Source organism: Labrys sp. ALF-8, from assembly GCF_059699065.1.
Genome location: NZ_AP048537.1, coordinates 1,309,254 through 1,326,902 on the forward strand (window position 1 = coordinate 1,309,254; position 17,649 = coordinate 1,326,902).

At 64.3% G+C, this 17,649-nt stretch carries 21 protein-coding genes; 7 read left to right on the forward strand and 14 right to left on the reverse strand.

Going from position 1 to position 17,649, the window contains the following annotated elements:
* Window positions 1-3: 3 nt before the first annotated feature.
* Together AC6H34_RS05955 and AC6H34_RS05960 are read left to right on the forward strand one after the other, a co-directional pair.
* Window positions 4-510, forward strand: a complete 507-nt coding sequence (locus AC6H34_RS05955; RefSeq protein WP_448150888.1) for a hypothetical protein — start codon at window positions 4-6, stop codon at window positions 508-510.
* A gap of 175 nt (window positions 511-685) precedes the next feature.
* Window positions 686-1,243: an invasion associated locus B family protein gene (locus AC6H34_RS05960; protein ID WP_497538194.1), complete on the forward strand. Its 558-nt coding sequence runs from the start codon at window positions 686-688 to the stop codon at window positions 1,241-1,243.
* Window positions 1,244-1,387: 144 nt separating this feature from the next.
* Here AC6H34_RS05960 and AC6H34_RS05965 read toward each other — a convergent pair whose 3' ends face one another.
* The 12 genes from AC6H34_RS05965 to AC6H34_RS06020 form a co-directional block, all read right to left on the reverse strand.
* A complete protein-coding gene (locus AC6H34_RS05965; RefSeq protein ID WP_497538195.1) occupies window positions 1,388-1,942 on the reverse strand; it encodes a VUT family protein in 555 nt (184 codons plus the stop codon).
* Window positions 1,943-2,075: 133 nt separating this feature from the next.
* Window positions 2,076-2,705, reverse strand: coding sequence for a DUF1638 domain-containing protein (locus tag AC6H34_RS05970; RefSeq protein ID WP_448150885.1), 630 nt, complete (start codon window positions 2,703-2,705; stop codon window positions 2,076-2,078).
* Window positions 2,706-2,766: 61 nt separating this feature from the next.
* Window positions 2,767-3,462, reverse strand: coding sequence for a corrinoid protein (locus AC6H34_RS05975; protein ID WP_448150884.1), 696 nt, complete (start codon window positions 3,460-3,462; stop codon window positions 2,767-2,769).
* A 230-nt stretch (window positions 3,463-3,692) separates the two neighbouring features.
* Window positions 3,693-5,045: an MFS transporter gene (locus tag AC6H34_RS05980; protein ID WP_497538196.1), complete on the reverse strand. Its 1,353-nt coding sequence runs from the start codon at window positions 5,043-5,045 to the stop codon at window positions 3,693-3,695.
* Window positions 5,046-5,262: 217 nt separating this feature from the next.
* Window positions 5,263-5,895, reverse strand: coding sequence for a PadR family transcriptional regulator (locus tag AC6H34_RS05985; RefSeq protein WP_448150882.1), 633 nt, complete (start codon window positions 5,893-5,895; stop codon window positions 5,263-5,265).
* A 246-nt stretch (window positions 5,896-6,141) separates the two neighbouring features.
* Complete coding sequence (locus AC6H34_RS05990) at window positions 6,142-6,504, reverse strand: cupin domain-containing protein (protein ID WP_448150881.1); 363 nt, start codon at window positions 6,502-6,504, stop codon at window positions 6,142-6,144.
* Window positions 6,505-6,521: 17 nt separating this feature from the next.
* Window positions 6,522-7,907, reverse strand: coding sequence for an NAD(P)/FAD-dependent oxidoreductase (locus AC6H34_RS05995; protein WP_448150880.1), 1,386 nt, complete (start codon window positions 7,905-7,907; stop codon window positions 6,522-6,524).
* A 33-nt stretch (window positions 7,908-7,940) separates the two neighbouring features.
* Window positions 7,941-9,056 carry an ABC transporter ATP-binding protein gene (locus AC6H34_RS06000; RefSeq protein ID WP_448150879.1) on the reverse strand — a complete coding sequence of 372 codons (1,116 nt, stop codon included), beginning with the start codon at window positions 9,054-9,056 and terminating at the stop codon, window positions 7,941-7,943.
* Window positions 9,053-9,850, reverse strand: a complete 798-nt coding sequence (locus AC6H34_RS06005; protein WP_448150878.1) for an ABC transporter permease — start codon at window positions 9,848-9,850, stop codon at window positions 9,053-9,055. Before AC6H34_RS06005 ends, AC6H34_RS06000 begins: the two co-directional genes overlap by 4 nt.
* Entirely contained in the window at window positions 9,850-10,722 is an 873-nt protein-coding gene (locus AC6H34_RS06010; RefSeq protein ID WP_497538197.1) for an ABC transporter permease, read from the reverse strand. The genes AC6H34_RS06005 and AC6H34_RS06010 overlap by 1 nt, the downstream gene beginning before the upstream one ends.
* 23 nt (window positions 10,723-10,745) lie before the next feature.
* The gene (locus AC6H34_RS06015) at window positions 10,746-11,822 is read right to left on the reverse strand and encodes an extracellular solute-binding protein (RefSeq protein ID WP_497538198.1); all 1,077 of its coding nucleotides are present in this window, start codon (window positions 11,820-11,822) and stop codon (window positions 10,746-10,748) included.
* Entirely contained in the window at window positions 11,819-12,532 is a 714-nt protein-coding gene (locus AC6H34_RS06020; protein ID WP_448150875.1) for a helix-turn-helix domain-containing protein, read from the reverse strand. Before AC6H34_RS06020 ends, AC6H34_RS06015 begins: the two co-directional genes overlap by 4 nt.
* Before the next feature lie 350 nt (window positions 12,533-12,882).
* On the opposite strand from AC6H34_RS06020, the gene AC6H34_RS06025 reads away from it, so the two are divergent.
* The 4 genes from AC6H34_RS06025 to AC6H34_RS06040 all read left to right on the forward strand — a co-directional run bounded on the left by AC6H34_RS06025 (window position 12,883) and on the right by AC6H34_RS06040 (window position 14,620).
* Complete coding sequence (locus tag AC6H34_RS06025; protein WP_497538199.1) at window positions 12,883-13,206, forward strand: ArsR/SmtB family transcription factor; 324 nt, start codon at window positions 12,883-12,885, stop codon at window positions 13,204-13,206.
* The gene (locus AC6H34_RS06030; protein ID WP_497538200.1) at window positions 13,203-13,634 is read left to right on the forward strand and encodes an SRPBCC family protein; all 432 of its coding nucleotides are present in this window, start codon (window positions 13,203-13,205) and stop codon (window positions 13,632-13,634) included. The genes AC6H34_RS06025 and AC6H34_RS06030 overlap by 4 nt, the downstream gene beginning before the upstream one ends.
* A 41-nt stretch (window positions 13,635-13,675) precedes the next feature.
* Window positions 13,676-14,113 carry a DUF1801 domain-containing protein gene (locus AC6H34_RS06035; RefSeq protein WP_497538201.1) on the forward strand — a complete coding sequence of 146 codons (438 nt, stop codon included), beginning with the start codon at window positions 13,676-13,678 and terminating at the stop codon, window positions 14,111-14,113.
* A gap of 63 nt (window positions 14,114-14,176) precedes the next feature.
* Window positions 14,177-14,620, forward strand: coding sequence for a DUF1801 domain-containing protein (locus AC6H34_RS06040; protein WP_497538202.1), 444 nt, complete (start codon window positions 14,177-14,179; stop codon window positions 14,618-14,620).
* Window positions 14,621-14,655: 35 nt separating this feature from the next.
* Here the strand turns inward: AC6H34_RS06040 and AC6H34_RS06045 are convergent, their stop codons facing one another.
* Window positions 14,656-15,333: a DJ-1/PfpI family protein gene (locus AC6H34_RS06045; protein ID WP_497538203.1), complete on the reverse strand. Its 678-nt coding sequence runs from the start codon at window positions 15,331-15,333 to the stop codon at window positions 14,656-14,658.
* A gap of 175 nt (window positions 15,334-15,508) precedes the next feature.
* On the opposite strand from AC6H34_RS06045, the gene AC6H34_RS06050 reads away from it, so the two are divergent.
* Window positions 15,509-16,528 (forward strand): GlxA family transcriptional regulator, encoded by a 1,020-nt coding sequence (locus AC6H34_RS06050; protein WP_497538204.1) that lies wholly within the window; start codon window positions 15,509-15,511, stop codon window positions 16,526-16,528.
* On the opposite strand, the gene AC6H34_RS06055 is transcribed toward AC6H34_RS06050, so the two are convergent.
* Window positions 16,525-17,646 (reverse strand): ABC transporter permease, encoded by a 1,122-nt coding sequence (locus tag AC6H34_RS06055; protein WP_448150868.1) that lies wholly within the window; start codon window positions 17,644-17,646, stop codon window positions 16,525-16,527. The genes AC6H34_RS06050 and AC6H34_RS06055 overlap by 4 nt on opposite strands.
* Window positions 17,647-17,649 lie beyond the last annotated feature (3 nt).

The following is a 17,649-nucleotide window of genomic DNA, read 5'->3' on the forward strand; positions in this document are numbered from 1 at the left end:
CGGATGGCCTCATCCCCCGCTCCCTACCGCCCGCCGCGTGTGATCAGCTTCTTCGACCGGATCGTTCTGGTCGTCTTCGCTGCGGCGCTTGCGGCGGTCGCCGCGCTCGTCGTCGCGGTCATGGGACTGGCGAGCCGTGATTTCGGCCAGGACCTCGCTACCTTCGCCGAAGCGCTCGGCCTGCGCACCCTCGCCGACGTGCTTGCCGGAGAGCGCATCGCCGACATCGGCGAGACGATCAGGCAGGCCTTCACCGCCACGCTGACGATCTGGCTGGCGCCGATAGCCCTGATCGCGGTGATCGGGGAAGCGACAGGGCGTTCGAGCTGGATGTTCTATGCGGTGTCCATGGCGCTCGCCTTCGCTGCGGCGCCCATGGTGATGAGCCTCAGCATCTTCACCATCGCCCTGCTCTATCACGCGCTGCTCGGACTGCTCGCCATCGGGGTTGTGGCAGGCACGGTCTACTGGCTCGTGGCCGGGCGAAGTGCGGGCGCAAGCGCGTCATGAGCGCGCAACGATCAGATTTAACCATTTGCTCACCGCAGAGGGGTAGGTTGAATCGTATTCCGGTCGAACTTTCGCCGGAATCCCTGTCTTTCGTCGCAGTTGCGCGAGGCGGCCGACTCAGAAGGGTCGGACGCCGCCGCTTTCTGCCCTCTCATTCGGAATCGATCGAGCCAGCATGATGTCTCCCACCCTTCGCATCACGCTCATCGCCGCCATCGTCGCTCTCTCCGGTACGGCCCTGGCAGCACCACGCAAGCCCGCACCAGAAGCCGCTCCCGCCCAGGCCGGGGCCGCCCAGCCCGCGACCCTCGGCCAGTTCGGCGATTGGCAGGCCTTCAGCAACGGCAACGGCAAGAGCAAGTCGTGCTTTGCCATCACCAGCCCGAAGGACCGCAAGCCCGCCAAGCTGAAGCGTGACCCGGCCACCCTCTTCATCACCCGCCGCCCAGGCGAGGGCGTGCGCAACGAGATCAGTATGATCACCGGCTTCAGCATGAAGGATGGTGGCGACGCCTCCTTCAAGGTCGGCCGCTCCACCTTCACCCTCTACACCAAGGGCTCAAATGCCTGGGTGAAGAACGCCGCCGAGGAAGGCACCGTGGTCGGCACCATGCGCAAGAGCCGCGACGCCGTGTTCGAGGGCGCTTCCCGGCGCGGCAACAAGACGGTCGACCGGTATTCGCTGAACGGACTGCCGCAGGCGCTGGACGCGATCGCCAAGGGTTGCCCGTAAAAGCAAGCCTCGGGAGCGGATTTCCCAGCCGCGCCTTGAGCCGCGATCCCAAAAAAGATGGGCGCGACCGGCGAGGTTCGCGCCCTTTTTCTATTCCGACCTGTTCACAAGTGCGTTGCGGACGGGAACGTCCGCGCTTGCGGTTCAGGCCGCCGCCACACGATCGCGGAATACCACATAGCCGTAGACAGGCATCACGATGAAGACCATGGCGATCTTGATGGCGTAGTCGGCGAGGCCCAGCGATACCCAGGGCATATCCGTGCCGGCGAAGGCGAGCACCCAGAACAGCGTGCTATCCACCGTCGAAGCCAGGATGTTGGAGATGGAAGGCGGCACCCACCAGGCATGCTGGCGGAAACGGTTGAAGACCTGGGCATCCACGAGCTGGCCCGAGATGAAGGCGACGCCGCTCGCGATGGCGATGCGGGGATCGGCGGCGATGAACGAAATCGCGACTGCGATCACGAAGGAGGCCAGCACGACCTTGCGCGTCATCTCGACGCCATGCCGACGATTGCACAGATCCGTGATGAAGAAGGCGAAGGGGAACACGAAGGCGCCCCAGGTCAGGAATTCGTTCGTGCCCGGCACCACATATTGCACTGCCCAGTTCGCCGCCGCGACGATCAGCGCATGGGCCAGCACATAGAGCCAGCGCAGGCCGGAAAAGAAGGAGGAAAGGGCGTTGGTGCTCACGTCGTCGTACCTGGGTATGAAGGGTCGGGGAGTATGGAGGGAATTCGGGGCGCTGCCATACAGCAAAAGAAAGGAAAGCGGTACCCTTAAATCGGCATTGCAGGGATCGCGCCGCAAACGCGTGGGCCGGGGCTTACCCTGCGGCCGCGCGCGGCTTCATGAAGGCCTCTATGCCGCCAAGCCCTGTGTAGTGGATTTCCAGCGGCAGGCCCAGCCGAGCCGCGGCCGCATGTGCCTTCTTCTCCAGCGTCTTGTCGGGCACCTGTACCAGGAACATCACGCGCTTGTAGTTGCCGAAATACATGGGCAGCAGTTGCGGGTGCTTGTCGAGCTTCAGCCCCTTGATCACGAAGCGATCAAAGTGGCGAACGAGAAAATCGGTCAGGTAGAAGGTGCCGATTTCGTCATCCTGCATCTTGTCGAAGACCTCGGCGCCGGCGAAGAAGGAGTAGCAGTGCGGGCCGTCGATGCGCTCGACGCCCTCCTCCTTGAGAACCTCGTCGAGGATACCGCCGGACCCGCAATCGCCGTAGAGCACCAGGATTTCATCATAGCTGGCGCGGTTCGCCCGGATCTTGCGCCGCACGCCGTCCGGAATCTTCTGCGGATAATTGTGCCAGATTGCAGGCAGGCAGGTGATCTCCAGATGATCCCAGCCATTGGCCTGCTTGACTGCCAGAAACTCGCGCGCCAGGGCCCCGCAGGCGATCACCAGCGTCTTGCGGGGTGTCTCAGTCGAGGCGTCGGTCATCATGCTCTCCAAGGACCGGCGCCGCAGGAGTGTCAGCCGCCGACCAAAACGGACAGTCGGAGACCGCTCCTCCTCACGCGCCGGCCATGCCCTGGCGCTTGCCGATCAGGGACTTGGCCATTTCCACCGCGATGGCGGCATCGCGGCAATAGGCGTCGGCGCCAACGGCCTCCGAGAAGGCTTCGTTCAGCGGCGCGCCGCCGACCAGCACGATATAGTCGGAGCGAATGCCCTTTTCCTTCATCGTGTCGATCACGACCTTCATATAGGGCATGGTCGTGGTCAGGAGAGCGGACATGCCGAGAATTTCCGGCTGGTGCTTCGCCAGCGCCTCGAGATAGTTCTCGACCGGGTTGTTGATGCCGAGGTCGATCACCTCGAAGCCGGCGCCTTCCATCATCATGGTGACGAGGTTCTTGCCGATGTCATGGATGTCGCCCTTGACGGTACCGATCACCATCTTGCCAACCTTCGGCGCCCCGGTTTCCGCAAGCAGCGGGCGGAGCACGTTCATGCCGGCCTTCATCGAGTTGGCGGACATCAGCACTTCCGGGACGAACAGAATGCCGTCGCGGAAATCGATGCCGACGATGCGCATGCCCTCGACGAGCGCCTTCGTGAGCACGTCGTAGGGGGTCCAGCCGCGTTTCAGCAGGATTTCGACGCCTTCCACGACCTCGTCCGCGAGACCGTCATAGAGGTCGTCGTGCATCTGTTCGACAAGCTCATCATCAGGAAGAGAGTTCAGATCGAGATCGCCGTCGGACATGTCTTGCGGTTCCTGCACTGGGGGTGAAGCACGGAATTACTATAGAACGCTTCTTAATGCGAGGTAGCCTGACACACCCTCGCGACGCTGTCGCACCTGGGACATACGATATTCAAACTGCGACAAGGGGCACGGGAGCCTCTCGGGATCGCAGGCCCCTCGCCTGCTGTCGGAGACAAGGGGGCATAGGGCCAGGCGGGACGCCCGCGATCCCGGGAAGACGTCCCAAGCTACGCCGTCTTGCGGAAGCCGCTGGAGAGTGCCCCGACAAGCGACAGCCCGGCGCCGATCCAGGCGATCAGCGTGGTATGCCCGCCCGCCACCAGTCCGAAGACGATCGCCACCAGGGCAGCGCCCATCGACTGGCCGAGAAGGCGTCCCGTCGACTGCAATCCACTAGCCCCGCCCGAGCGCTCGCGCGGAGCGCTGGCGATGATGATGCGGTTGTTGGGCGACTGGAACAGGCCGAAGCCGAAGCCGCAAATAGCGAGGCGCCAGGCGATGTCGAAGCCCGTGGGGGCTTCACCCATGGTCGCCACGCACGCCAGACCGACGGCGAGGATGAGCAGCCCGGCGCTGCCGAGCCTTTCGGGTGCGAGCTTGTCCGACAGGCGGCCTGCCATCGGCGAGATCAGCGCCGTCATCAGCGGCCAGGGTGTCATCAGAAAGCCAGTGGCGGCCTCCGAACGGCCAAGCGTGCGCTCGAAGAAAAACGGCAGCGCAATATAGGCCATGTTCTGCGCGGCGAAGGAACACATCGAGGTCGCCATCGAGAGGGCGAAGACCGGCCTGCGCAGGAGATCGACCGGCAGCATCGGCACGGCGAGCTTCAGCGAACGCCAGACCAGCACGGCGCCCGCAATGGCAGCGACCAGGATCATCAGCAGGGCGCGGACATTGCCGTCCGCGTCGGAGAAGGCATCGAGGCCGGCAATCAGGAGGCCGAAGGTGACGGCGTTGAGGAGAGCGCTGGTCCAGTCGAAGGCGTGGCCGGAGGCTGGCGTCTGCGGCAGGGTCCGGGCGGCGATGATGAGCGCGACGATGCCGAGGGGCACGTTGACCAGGAACAGCCATTGCCAAGAGGCGACGGTGAGGATGGCGGAGGCGACGCTCGGGCCGGCCGCGGAGGATACCGCCACCACCAGCGCCGTATATCCGACCCCCGTTCCCAGCAGGGCCTTGGGGAAGATATAGCGCACCAGGGCGATGTTCACGCTCATGATGCCCGCCGCACCCACCCCTTGCACCACACGAGCCACGGCGAGGGAGGCCAGCGTTTGGGCGTTTGCGCAGGCGAAGGAAGCCACGGTGAACACCGCCAGGCCGCACCAGTAGATGCGCTTGTAACCGATGATGTCGCCAAGCGAGGCGAGCGGCAGCAACGAAACCGTGACGGCAAGCTGATAGGCGGTGACCACCCAGATCGCATCCGCCGGCGATATCGCCAGTTCCGTCGAGATCGAGGGCAGAGCGACATTGACGATGGCGCCGTCCAGCACGGCCATGGTGAGCGCGATGCCGATGGTCAGGAAAGCAAAGGCACGCTGGGGGTTGGGCAGGCCATCGAGAGTGGCGGCATTCATGACGGTACCACAAACACAAAATGCCCGGCCGGCCTGGGGCCGACCGGGAAATGACTTGAATATGAACGGCAAAAAACCAAACGAACGGCCCTGCCGTTCCTGTGAGTAACCGATCGGCCGAGCCGGGGAAGACCCAGTTTTATCCTAGTATCTTCTGTACCAGCGACGAACTCAGGAGTTCGCCGAGCCAGACCGATGAGGGCTTAAGAAAGAGTCCTCAGCTTTCCTCTCCGCTGCCCACGATGTCGCGGGCCGCCTTCTCGATTATGGCGCGGACCCTTTCAGCCTCGGCCTGCGTCCACGGCCCGCGGCGCATATGCAGCGCGTGCTTGAGGGTGCGGTAGGCCTCGCGTACCATGTCCGGGGTGGAATGGCTGGCGAAAGCGCTGGCGGCGAGGTCCATGCGAGCCATCACGCCGTCGACCGCGTCGCGGTTCTCCGCCAGGAAGGCTTCGCCCTCGGGGGTGATGGTGTAGAGCTTCTTTGTTCCTTCCGAAGCTTCGGCGCGGATGTAGTCCTGCTCCTCCAGCATGGTCAGCGTGGGATAGACTGCGCCGGGGCTGGGAGCGTAGGCCCCGCCGAACTTCTCCTCGATGGCGCGGATGAGATCGTAGCCATGGCGCGGCTTCTCGGCGATCAGCGCCAGGATGACGAGTCGCAGGTCGCCGTGTCCGAAGACGCGGCCCGCCCGTTCGCCAAAGCCGCCCCGGCCAAAGAAGCCGCCGGGCCCGCCACCGAAGCCCCCACGGCCCCAGCGGCCGCCGGGCGGTGCGCAATCGCGCTCCCGGCCGCGGCCCCATCCCCGGAAATTCTCGCGCCCCCAGGGCGCATCATGATGTCGTCCAAACATGCGTTATACCTTTCGTTGCATCTTTAAGATGACTCTTAAGATATATCGAAAGATAGATTACGCAAGTGTTTTTTTGAGGTGCCATCGCCAACCCGGCGAGGATGGGTTTTGCGGGGCTCATATCGCCCCAAAATCCCGTGCTTCCTGCGACACGAACAAAGAAAAGCAGGCGGTCACCCGCCGGTGGCCGCCTGCTTTTCACCTTTTCCGCTCAGCGCATTTGCCTGGGGCGATACCCAGGCCGCCCTAGTCCGCCTGGGGACGATGGATCAGATAGAGCTTTCGGGTCGTCTCGACGATGCGCCATTCACCCTTCCAGCCCAGGGGCAGCACCAGCAAGTCGCCCGCGACGAGTTCCCGGCTCTCGCCCTGCGGCGTTCGCATCTCCACCCGGCCGCTGATGATATGGCAGGTTTCCGACGAAGCCGTCCGGTCGGCCGTGAAACGGCCGGGGCTGCACTCCCAGACCCCGACCTCGAAGGCACCGTCGTCCGAACGGTAGAGCGTCTGCGCCGCCTCCACCTGCTGGCCCTCGAACGAGGTCGGCTTGGGAAGGGCGGGACCGAGGTCTATGTCCGCGAGATTCAGAAACGTCCTGAGGTCGATCAAGGTAGGCTCCATATCCATCAATGGCCTGTGATCCGGTCGGCCAGCGCCGCAAGTTTCGAGGTGTGGGCAAGACCGCTCTCCTCCCGCTGATCCGCCAGCCGGTAGAGCTGGTACATCGAATGCACGCCCAGCCAGCGGAACGGCTCGGGTTCCCATGGCCTGACCGAGCGATTGACCCAGGGCAGCCGAACAAGATCCGTCTCGCGGCCGAGCACCAGGTCGCAGAGCGTGCGCCCGGAAAGGTTGGAGCTCGACACCCCGAGGCCGACATAGCCGCCCGCCCATCCGATGCGGCTCTGCGGATCGAGCCCGACGGTCGTGCACCAGTCGCGAGGGACACCGAGCACGCCGCACCAGGCATGCTCGATGCGGAGCCTGGATGTCTGCGGGAGGAGGGAAGTGAGGATCGCATAGAGCTGATCGATCGTGGCCTGCTGGGTCGCGCCGTTGATGTCGGTCCGCGAACCGTAGCGATAGGGCACGCCGCGCCCGCCCATGGTGATACGCCCCTCTCGGGTGCGCTGGGCGTAGCAATAGGCGTGGGCGGTGTTCCCGAGCAACTCATGGCCTTCCCATCCGATCTCCTTCCAGAGGCTCGGGGGAAGCGGCTCGGTCACGATCTGTGCGCTGTTGAGCGCGAGCCAGGTCCTTTCCTCGCCGGGGATGCCCGCGGTGAAACCTTCGGTCGCCCGCACGATGGTTCCGGCGCGGACCGTGCCACGGTTGGTGGTGACGCTGCCCTTGGCTATGGCAGTCACGGTGGTCTGCTCGTAGATGCCGACACCCAGGCGCTCGACCATCGCCGCCAGGCCCCTGACGAGCTTGGCGGGCTGCACGCGGGCCTGCCCATGGACGACGAGAGCCCCCATCACGTTGCGTATGTCGATGCGCGCCCGCGCTGCCGCGGCGTCCAGGATCTCGATGCGGGCGGGATCGACGTCCCAGGCGAGGAGTTCCTTGTGTTCTTCCCGAACCCGCTCCAATTGCGCCGCGTTCGTCGCGACGGTCAGGTTGTCGACACGCCTGATGTCGGCGTCGATGCCTTCGGCCTCGGTGACGCGGATGACCTCGTCGACGGTACCGGCCATCGCCGCCTGCATCGCGACGACAGCCGGGCGGCTCGATGTCTTCAGGTACTTCTCGCGCGACCAGCCGAAGCCGCCCGACAGCCACCCCCCGTTCCGTCCCGATGCACCGAACCCTGCGAATTCGCGCTCGACGATCGCGATCCGCAGCGAGGGCTGTGCCTTCTTGAGATAATAGGCGGTCCACAGACCGGTGAACCCGGCGCCAACGATGGCCACGTCGGCGTCGATATCACCCGGAAGCGGGGCTCGCGGCGCCGGGATGCCTCCGATATCCGCATACCAGAAGGAAATATCGCCGTTACGTTCGACGCGCATGGTCGGAGCCTTTCGAAGAGTGGATTGACGGGGTCAAGTCAATGACGTGTCGGCACTGGCATCGTCCGGCAGCAGCTTGACGTCGACGCCCTCGAAACAGAGCGCGACGTCGTCCCCGATGCCGAAGCTTTCATCCGCCAGGGAAGATCGGACGATCGCGGTCGAGCCGTCAGCCAGCCGTACCTCGTATTTCGACCCGGACCCCAGATAGATCGCTTCCGTGACCGTGCCCGAAAGCCGGTTCTGCGCATGCGTGGCCGGCTGGCCGCGACGGCGGATGGTCAGCTTTTCTGGCCGCAGCAGCATGACCGGCGTGCCGTTGCCGTTGATCCGCCGCGGCGTGGCCACGGTCTCGCCGGCGATGCGCAGGCAAGTGCCCTCGCCGCCCCTGAGGACCTCCCCGCGCAGGACCGTCGAATCGCCGATGAAGCGCCCGACGAACAAGGTGGCCGGCTCGTCATAAAGTTCCCGCCCGGTCCCGACCTGTTCGATGTGCCCACCGTTGAAGACCGCGATGCGGTCCGAAAGCACCAGCGCTTCCTCCTGGTCGTGCGTGACATAGATGAAGGTCGTGCCGAGTTCGCGATGGATGCGTTTTATCTCGAGCTGCAGCCATTCCCGCAGTTTCTTGTCGAGTGCGCCGAGCGGCTCGTCCATCAGCAGCAGCGGCGGATCGAAGACGAGAGCCCGTGCCAGCGCCACCCTCTGCTGCTGCCCACCCGAGAGTTCGCTGGGATAGCGATGGGCGAAGTCGCTCATCTTGACCATGTCCAGCGCCTGTCTGACGCGCTTTTCCCTGTCCGCCCTGCCGACGCCACGCAATCCGAGCGGATAGGCCACGTTGCGGCCTACGCTCATGTGGGGGAACAGCGCATAGTGCTGGAACACGACTCCAATGTTCCGCTTGTCCGCAGGAACGCCCACGACGTCCCGCCCCCCGACCAGCAATGTGCCGGTGGTCACGTCCGTGAAGCCGGCGACTACGTTGAGCGTGGTCGTCTTTCCCGAGCCGCTCGGGCCGAGCAGCGTCATGAACTCGCCGGGCTCGACATGGAGCGACACGCCGTCGAGCGCCTTGAAGCTGCCATAGGACTTCGTGACGTCCCGGATGTCTATCGCCGCGCCGCGACCCGTCTTGCCCTCGTTCATGTTCGTCCCTTTCGCTCGCGGCCGAGGAGCAGCATGCCTCCGCCGATCAACATCGAGGTGGCAATCAGCAGGATGGTGCCGACAGCAGCGACGGTAGGATCGGCATCACGGGTGATCGACGTGTAGATCTGCACCGGCAGCGTCTTGAGGAACGGGCTGGTGATGAAGAGAGACACGATGATCTCGTCGAAGGAGGTCGCGAAGGCGAACAACAAACCCGAGAGGATACCAGGTGCGATGAGCGGCAGGGTAATGGTGCGGAAAGTGGTGAGAGCGCCGGCGCCCAGGCTCGCGGCGGCCGTTTCCAGCCGCTTGTCGAACACTTCGAGGCTGGCCGAGACCGCGATCAGAACGAAGGGAAGCGCCAGCACCGTATGGGCCAGGACAAAGCCCGGCAGGGTACCTACGAGATGGGCGTCGAGATAGACGGCATAGATCCCGATCGCCAGCACCACTCCCGGAACGACCATGGGGGTGAGGAGGATCATGCGCAGCAGTCCGGCGGGGCGGGCGCTCATGCGGTCGAGGCCGAAGGCCGCCAGCGTGCCGAGCACGGTGGCCAGCACCGCCACGATGCAGGCGACCTGCAGCGAATTGAGGAAGCTCGTCGACCATTCGGCGTTGGTCGCGAAGTTCTCGTACCATTGCCAGGAAAAGCCTCGGGGCGGGAAGGCGAGCGACTTGTTGGCGTTGAAGGACATCGGGATGACGACGAGGGTCGGCGCCACCAGCCATATTGCCACCATGAGGCAGACCAGGCCGAGCACCACCCTGGGAAGCGGTCTCATCAGCATCAGCGCCGCGCTCCCGTCTTGTATTTCTGGCGCATGACGGGCGCGGCCAGCGCCAGCAGGAGGAATGTCGCGATGAGGAGCACCACGCCCATCGCACCGCCCCGGCCCCATTGCAGGAGGCTGAGGACCTGGTTCTGAACCAGCGTCGAGAGCATCGTGGAGCGCGGACCGCCAAGAAGGGCCGGCGTGATGTAGAAGCCGAGCGCCAGAATGAAGACGATGATGGCGCCGGCATAGACGCCCGGCAGCGACAGCGGCAGGTAGACGGTGAAGAAGGCACGCAGCGGGCCGGCTCCCAGGCTCTTCGCCGCGCGCATCAGCCGGAGGTCGATTTCCTTCATGACCGAATAGAGCGGCAGGATCATGAAGGGCAGCAGGACCTGGGTCATGCCGATCACCACCCCGGTGGGCGTCCGGATCAGGCGTATGGTGTCCAGCCCCGCGCTCTTGAGAAGCGAGTTTATCACGCCGGAGTCCTGCAGCAGCAGGACCCAGGACAGGGTACGCACCACGCCGCTGACCCAGAACGGGATCAGGACGCAGAGGATCATCACGAGCCGGATCTTCGGACCCACCGCCGTCATCAGATAGGCATAGGGGTAGGCGGCAAGGATGCAGACGAGCGTCACGCAGGCGGAAATGAAGAATGTCCGCTGGAGGACGACGAGATTGAGGGGCGTGGCGAAAAACCATTCATAGTTCTGGATGCCCCAGGCCGGATCGGAGAGGCTGCGGAGAACGATGGTGACGAGGGGATAGCCCATCACCAGGATCAGCAGGGCAAGCGCCGGGAGGGTAAGCGCGAAGGCCTTCGACCTTCGCCCTCTCCCCACACGGGCGGCGGGCTGGATGGTTGATCCCGTCGCGTTCACGACATCGGCTCCCCGGTAGCGACTCAGTTACCCGCCAGCAAGGCGGACCACTTCTCCTGCGAAGCGGCGTAGTTCTCCACCCAGAACTTGATGTTCTGCTGGTACCCCTGCTTCTGGCGCTCCGGCGTGTTCGTCAGGAATGCCGCCACGGAGGCGTCGACCTTCGGCTGGGCTTCGTTGTTGATGGGCGTGTAGGAGGTCTTCTCGGACAGGATCTCCTGTGCGCCCTTGCCCAGATAGGCGTTGAGGAGAGCATAGGCGGCATCGGTGTCCTTGACGCCGACCGGAATGGTCATCTGATCCATGACAACCAGCCAGTCCTGCCAGGCGGGCGCATATTTGGCGCCGTTCTTGACGGCCGTCATCGCGCGGCCGGTCCACATCATGATCATGTCGGCTTCGCCGGACTCGGCGAGCTGCTGGGACTCGGCGCCCGTCTTCCAGAAGATCGTGTCGGGGCCGAGTTCCTTCACCTTGGCGATGGCCTTGTCGATATCGGCCGCCGTCATGGTCTTGGGATCGCCGCCGGCCGCCTTGAAGGCCAGTTCGAGGAAGCCGCCGCTCGGATCACCCGAACCGTCGAGCGCTCGCACGCCCGGAAACTTCTTGGCATCGAAGAAATCGGCGACGCCCTGCGGCGGGTTGTCCTTGTATTTCTCCTTGTTGTACATCAGGACCACACCATAGTTCATGGCCGGCACCGAGCATTCCCCGACCTGTCCAGCAGGAATGTGCGACATGTCGAGCTTGGCCGGATCGAGCTTCTGGAACAGCTTGCCGCAATAGACGAAGGGCGGCAGGTCGGAGGTATCCACGACGTCCCAGGTCACGTTTCCTGATTCCACCTGCGCCTGGAGCTTGGCGGTCTCGGTCGGGCCGTCGCTCAGCAGATTCACGCCCGACTTCTCGACGAATTCCTTCAGCGCGGCGATCTGGCCGTCCTGGTAGATCCCGCCATAGGAAACGAACGTCACCGTCTTTCCCTTGAGCGCCCCTTCGACGACCGCCCCGGCGGACGGCTTGTCCGCCGCCGAAGCAGCGCTCGTCATCAGGCCGACCGCCATGGCTGCGGCGAGCAAACAGAACGCGGATCTCTTCATGATGATGCTTCCCTCTTTCCACTGTTACCCGGCTCATTTTTGACAGGCCTGTTCGCGGGCTTCTTCAAGGCCGTGTATTGGTCCAGTTCCGTGCGGGCGGATGTCGGCGGCGCGATGATCCACATGACCTCCGCCCGCCCGGCCCCGATGTTTTCCGTGCGGTGCGGCGTCGAGGTGGTGTATTCGATGCTGTCGCCCTCCTCGAGCACGTGGAGCGCATCGCCAAGCGAGACTTCGACCACGCCGCGGAGCACCACCAGCATCTCGTGAGCATCGCCATGGGTGTAGCGATCGGGGCCGGTCGAGCCTCCGATGTCGAAATCGCCGACATAGACCTCCATGCCGGCGAGGGGCTGTCTCGACAGCAGCATCTTCTGGCAACCGTAGCTGGGCGGCAGGCTGGGTCGCTGGCCCCGTCGCAGGGCGCCATGGGTCGAGGCGGAGGGTTCCTCGAAGAGCATGGCGACGCTCACCCCGAGGGCCGCCGCGATCTGGTTGAGCGAGGCGGTGCTGGCTCCCGTCAAACCGCGCTCGAGCTGGCTGATGAAGCTCGCGCTGCTTCCCGTGACCTCGGCGAGCTGGCGAAGGGACAAGCGCCGCGACAGGCGAAGGCTCTTCAGTCGGGCGCCGAGGATCTCTCCGGCAGGCAGGGAGCCATGCGCCTCCGTCATCTGCCCCGAACGCGCGTGACGACCTGCCGGTGCGGACATGCCAAAGCTCCCTCCACTGAACGAAGTGTAAAGTGAGACTGTACGAAAGACAAGCCCGCCTCGATTTTTCGAAGCGCGACTCCCGGAAGCCGATTGCGGGCAGCGAGGTCCGGGAGCGTGGCCCGCCTCGTTCGGGCCAGCCGCGAGGGTGGCCAATCACGGAAAATGAATAACTTATTGGATATGTGTTACAGACTCGCCAACAATGTAGTTGGCGCTGAATACGCCTCGCAAAGTCGATATATCGGCACTTAGTTCATGCATGGAAGAGTTCCATGTACCGCCCCTTGACCAACATATATCTATACGGTTATAGGTAAATCCATATCCCGATGGCTATGCGATCCGAAATGACAGAACCTCACGATATCCTCTTCAGGACGCTGGCCGATCCGAGCCGCCGCGCGATCTTCGAGCGGCTATGCAGGGAGGGAGAGCAGACAGTCGGAGCCTTGACGGCCCGCGCCGGCATTTCGCAGCCGGCCGTTTCCAAGCACCTCGGCGTCCTCAAGCAGGCGGGGCTGGTAAGGGACCGCCACGAAGGCCGCCAGACACATTACAGCGCGCAACTCGGCGCACTCGCCCCATTGGTCGACTGGACGAGCCAGATGGCGGGTTTCTGGCAGAGCCGGTTCGATCGTCTCGAAGATCTTCTCAAGAGGATGGACCAATGAACGACATCGCAACCCAATTCCGCTCCGTCGTCGTCGAGCGCGAGATAGCCCATCCTCCGGCGAAGATCTGGCGTGCGCTCACGCAGCCGCACCTGATCGAGGAGTGGCTGATGAAGAACGACTTCAACGCTGCCTTGGGCCATCGCTTCAACCTTCGCGGGGACTGGGGCGGCGTGCTGGATTGCGAAGTCCTCGCTGTCGAGACGGAGAAGAAACTGTCCTATACTTGGAACTTCACACATGACGACCCGGCCTACGATCTGAGGAGCGTGGTGACCTTCACGCTCACGGCGACCAGCACGGGAACCCTCCTGCGCATGGAGCAGTCGGGCTTCCGGCCGGATCAAAAGCAGGCATTCGGGGGAGCCAAGGCGGGGTGGCAGGAGTTCCTCACCAAGCTGGAACAACTCCTGGAGAGAGCGGTATGAATGATCGCGTCGAACAGCGCTGGGGATCCTAGGAGGAGCCCATGGTCGGCGGAAAGCCCGGGAGTCCGGCGGACCCGGGCCCTCCCCTCCTTGCGGGCGGCAACCCACAGATCGCCAAGGATGACGGGGACGCACCCGTGCAAGCCTATATTGAGGCCATGCCCGGCTGGAAACGAGCTGTCGGCCATCGCCTCGACGCCGTCATCACGCGCGCCGTGCCCGGCGTGCGCAAGGCCGTCAGATGGAATTCGCCACTCTACGGAGTGGATGGCCAGGGCTGGTTCCTCGGCATTCATTGCTTCACGAATTCCATCAAGGTGGCCTTTTTTCGTGGCACGTCGCTGCAACCCGTTCCTCCGGGGCCGTCCCGGAGCAAGGACACGCGCTATCTCGACATCCGCGAAAGCGATCTGCTCGACGAGGCCCGATTGGTCTCGTGGGTCAGGCAAGCCAGCCGATTGCCCGGCGAGAAACTATAAGCAGGCACGAGGCTGAGGGCCGGCTGCGACGTATCCCCGCCACCACGAAAAGGGACGAGCACCATGACGAAGAGCAGGAGCGGCGAGAACCCTCAAAAGGACGCCGCCTCGGCGTCCGAACTGATCGATGGAAGAATCGAGGAATTGGGCGACTGGCGCGGCAGGATGCTCGCCCGCCTCCGGGATCTCATCAAGCGGGCCGACCCCGAGGTGGTCGAGGAGTGGAAATGGAGGGGTGTCCCCGTCTGGTCGCATGACGGGATCATCTGTACCGGCGAGACCTACAAGACCGTGGTGAAGATGACCTTCGCCAAGGGGGCCTCGCTGGACGACCCCTCCGGCCTGTTCAACTCCAGCCTCGAAGGCAACACCAGGCGTGCCATCGACTTCACGGAGAGCGGGGAGATCGACGAAGAGGCGCTGAAGACGCTCATCCGCGCCGCCGCTGCGCTGAACGTCTCGGCACGCGTCGCCGCCCGCCCAAGGAAGAAGCCCGCGAGCGCCTGACGGTACTGCTCGCCGGCTCCCACTCGTACCCCGCCTCAGGCAGCCACGCCCAGGCTGGCGACGATACGCTCGCGTTCGGCAACGGTTCTTGCCGAATCCCGCCGCACACGCTCGACGGCGGCCGCCGGAGCCGTGCGCGGCGAACCGGCGTTGAAGGGCGGCGCCGGCGCATATTCGAGCTCGAGTTGCGCCGCCTCGGCCTCTTCCTGTCCCTTGAGGCGTGCAACCACGGCCAGCGCGAAGTCGATACCGGCGGTAGCGCCGCCTCCCGTGATCAGGTTGCCGTCGACGACGACACGCTCCTCCACCGGAACGGCGCCAAGCCCGGCGAGGAGATGATGCGAAGCCCAGTGGGTCGTCGCCCGCCGGCCGCGCAACAGTCCCGCGGCGCCCCAGACCAGGGCTCCCGTGCAGACCGAGGTCTGATACCGCACCGTCTTCGCCTGTGCCCGTACGAAGTCGAGGATTTCGGGATCCTGCATCAGCGCGTTGACGCCGCCGCCGCCGGGTATGCAGAGCATGTCGAGAACGGGGCAGGCATCGAGCGTCACGGTCGGCGCGAGATCCCAGCCGCTGGTGGCGCGGACGGACTCGAGGTTCTTCCATATCAGATGGAGGCGGCAGCCCGGCACCTGGGCGAAGAGATCGAACGGACCGGCGAGGTCAACGAGTTGGAAGTTCGGGAAGATGAGGAAGCCTATATCGAGCGTCATGGGTTCTTTTCCTGAAAGGAGATGCGGGATGTGTTGAACGCCGCGGCACTCTCGCCCCGGCACCGGCAGAGAAATCGGGGAGCGAGGGTCGAGGGCTCCGGTACTCCCGTCAGGAACCCCGGTCCGCCCGCCCGGTGTTGACAGGTTCATGCTATCGCCTCATGCTTTGGCGTAAATGACACATGACCCACAAATTGCGCCAAAGCTTCGCGATCGGCGCCGCATCGATCTCCTGGCCTTTCCGGATTTCCAGCTGCTCGACATTGCCGGCCCGATGCAGGTCTTCGGTTCCGCAAACCGCATGCTCGAAGACGCGGGAGAGGAGCCCGCCTATCTCCTGCGCATCGTCGGGAGGAACGCCCAGACCGTGGCCTGGGCCGGCCTGACCTTGCTGAGCGAGCCCCTTCCGGATCCGGAGGAGCCTTGCGACACTTTGGTGATCGCAGGCGGCCGAGCGGTGCACGTGGCCGCCGGGGACGAAGAACTGGTCGCTTGGATAGCGCGCAAGGCGGCGAATGCACGCCGTGTCGCTTCCATCTGCACCGGTGCCTTTCTCGCCGGCGCGGCCGGTCTCCTCGACGGACGGCGCGTCGTAACCCATTGGGACTCCTGCGCCCTCCTGGCGGTGTCTTTCCCGCAGGCCCATGTCGAGAGCGATCCGATCTTCATCGAGGACGGCAAGCTCTGGACCTCGGCCGGCGTCACCGCCGGCATCGATCTCGCGCTCGCGCTGGTGGAAAGGGATCTCGGCCGGACGATGGCCCTGGCGGTGGCGCGGGACCTGGTTGTCTTTCTCAAGCGTCCGGGCGGGCAATCGCAATATAGCGCCGCACTGGCCCTCCAGAACGGCGACGGGCGATTCGAGGTGCTGCATGGCTGGATGCGCGAGAACCTGGGCGAGGATCTGTCGATTCTCGCCCTGGCCGCCCGCTGCAACATGAGCGAGCGCAGCTTTCAGCGCCATTACCGCCAGGCCACCGGGCTCCCGCCGGCCCAGGCGGTCGAACGGCTCCGGGTGGAGCGGGCACGGTTGCTCCTGGCGGATACCCAGACCCCGCTGAAGACGATCGTGCGGCAATGCGGCTTCGGCTCGGAAGAGACGATGCGGCGCAGCTTCGCCCGGCAACTCGCAACCACGCCGCACGCCTATAGGGAAAGATTTCCCGGTGCGCGGACATCCCGCCCGGAAAGCTAGTCCAGCGTCTCGCGGTAGAAATAGACAGCGATGAATCCCGTAAAGAGCGCGAACAGCGCGATCGGCCAGAGTTCCGGCCAGATCTCGGGGAAGCCGTTGCCCTTGAGGAGCACGCCGCGGATGATCCTCAGCGCGTGGGTGAGCGGCAGGATTTCGCCGAGCCACTGCGCCCAGACAGGCATGCCCTTGAACGGGAACATGAAGCCGGAGAGCATCATCGAGGGGAGCAGCGTGAACTGTGCCATCTGCTGGGCCTGCATCTGGGTGGCCGACACGGTGGAGAAGGTGAATCCAAGCGCCAGATTGCAGGCGATGAACAGGCCGAGCGCCACGAAGAGCAGCGAGATCGAGCCACGCACCGGCAGATGGAAGGCAAAGATCGAGATCGAGATGATGAGGATGATCTGCAGATAGCCGATACCGATATAGGGCACGATCTTGCCGAGCATCACCTCCACCGGCCGGACCGGCATGGCGAGCAGGTTCTCCATCGTGCCACGTTCGCGCTCCTTGGTGATCGAGAGCGTGGTGATGATCAGCGTCGAGAACACCAGCACGGTGCCGATAAGTCCGGGCACGATGTTGAGCACGGTCAACTGCTCGGGATTGTAGCGGGCATGCAGTTGGAATTGGAAGGGCTGGCTCCCCATGGTCGAGCGCATGTTTGGCGGCAGGTCGCGGTCGAAGATCGAGCCGAGAGAGGCAAGCGCCGATGTCGCGTTGCCGATGGCAGTGGGATCGGTGGCGTCGGCATCGAGCAGCACGGAAGGGCTTTCGCCCCGATCGATCGAGCGGCCGAAATTCGGCGGGATGTTCAGGACGAACAGGACGTCGCCGCGTGCGATCGCCTGCTCGGCCTCCGCTTCTGACTTCATGGGAATGAAATCGTAATAACCCGTGTTGCGCAGCGCCTCAACCAGAGTGCGCTCATATTGGGAATGATCGGCCGACAGGAGGCCTGTCGGCAGGTGCTTCGGATCGGAGTTGATGGCATAGCCGAACAGGAAGAGCTGCATGAGCGGCAGGACGATGATCAGCCGAAGCGTCATCGGATCGCGCCGCATCTGCGTCCACTCCTTGCGCAGCACGGCCATGAAGCGACCAAAGGAGAAACCCATCGC

Bases quoted from the DNA above. Each gene is read 5' to 3' on its own strand.
- AC6H34_RS06020 (WP_448150875.1), bottom strand. From the start codon at position 12,532: ATGTCCGCACCGGCAGGTCGTCACGCGCGTTCGGGGCAGATGACGGAG.
- AC6H34_RS06045 (WP_497538203.1), bottom strand. From the start codon at position 15,333: ATGACGCTCGATATAGGCTTCCTCATCTTCCCGAACTTCCAACTCGTT.
- AC6H34_RS06030 (WP_497538200.1), top strand. From the start codon at position 13,203: ATGAACGACATCGCAACCCAATTCCGCTCCGTCGTCGTCGAGCGCGAG.
- AC6H34_RS06025 (WP_497538199.1), top strand. From the start codon at position 12,883: ATGACAGAACCTCACGATATCCTCTTCAGGACGCTGGCCGATCCGAGC.
- AC6H34_RS05995 (WP_448150880.1), bottom strand. From the start codon at position 7,907: ATGCGCGTCGAACGTAACGGCGATATTTCCTTCTGGTATGCGGATATC.
- AC6H34_RS05980 (WP_497538196.1), bottom strand. From the start codon at position 5,045: ATGAATGCCGCCACTCTCGATGGCCTGCCCAACCCCCAGCGTGCCTTT.
- AC6H34_RS06015 (WP_497538198.1), bottom strand. From the start codon at position 11,822: ATGAAGAGATCCGCGTTCTGTTTGCTCGCCGCAGCCATGGCGGTCGGC.
- AC6H34_RS06005 (WP_448150878.1), bottom strand. From the start codon at position 9,850: ATGCTGATGAGACCGCTTCCCAGGGTGGTGCTCGGCCTGGTCTGCCTC.
- AC6H34_RS05975 (WP_448150884.1), bottom strand. From the start codon at position 3,462: ATGTCCGACGGCGATCTCGATCTGAACTCTCTTCCTGATGATGAGCTT.
- AC6H34_RS06000 (WP_448150879.1), bottom strand. From the start codon at position 9,056: ATGAACGAGGGCAAGACGGGTCGCGGCGCGGCGATAGACATCCGGGAC.
- AC6H34_RS05960 (WP_497538194.1), top strand. From the start codon at position 686: ATGATGTCTCCCACCCTTCGCATCACGCTCATCGCCGCCATCGTCGCT.
- AC6H34_RS05985 (WP_448150882.1), bottom strand. From the start codon at position 5,895: ATGTTTGGACGACATCATGATGCGCCCTGGGGGCGCGAGAATTTCCGG.
- AC6H34_RS06055 (WP_448150868.1), bottom strand. From the start codon at position 17,646: ATGGGTTTCTCCTTTGGTCGCTTCATGGCCGTGCTGCGCAAGGAGTGG.
- AC6H34_RS06035 (WP_497538201.1), top strand. From the start codon at position 13,676: ATGGTCGGCGGAAAGCCCGGGAGTCCGGCGGACCCGGGCCCTCCCCTC.
- AC6H34_RS06040 (WP_497538202.1), top strand. From the start codon at position 14,177: ATGACGAAGAGCAGGAGCGGCGAGAACCCTCAAAAGGACGCCGCCTCG.
- AC6H34_RS05955 (WP_448150888.1), top strand. From the start codon at position 4: ATGGCCTCATCCCCCGCTCCCTACCGCCCGCCGCGTGTGATCAGCTTC.
- AC6H34_RS06050 (WP_497538204.1), top strand. From the start codon at position 15,509: ATGACACATGACCCACAAATTGCGCCAAAGCTTCGCGATCGGCGCCGC.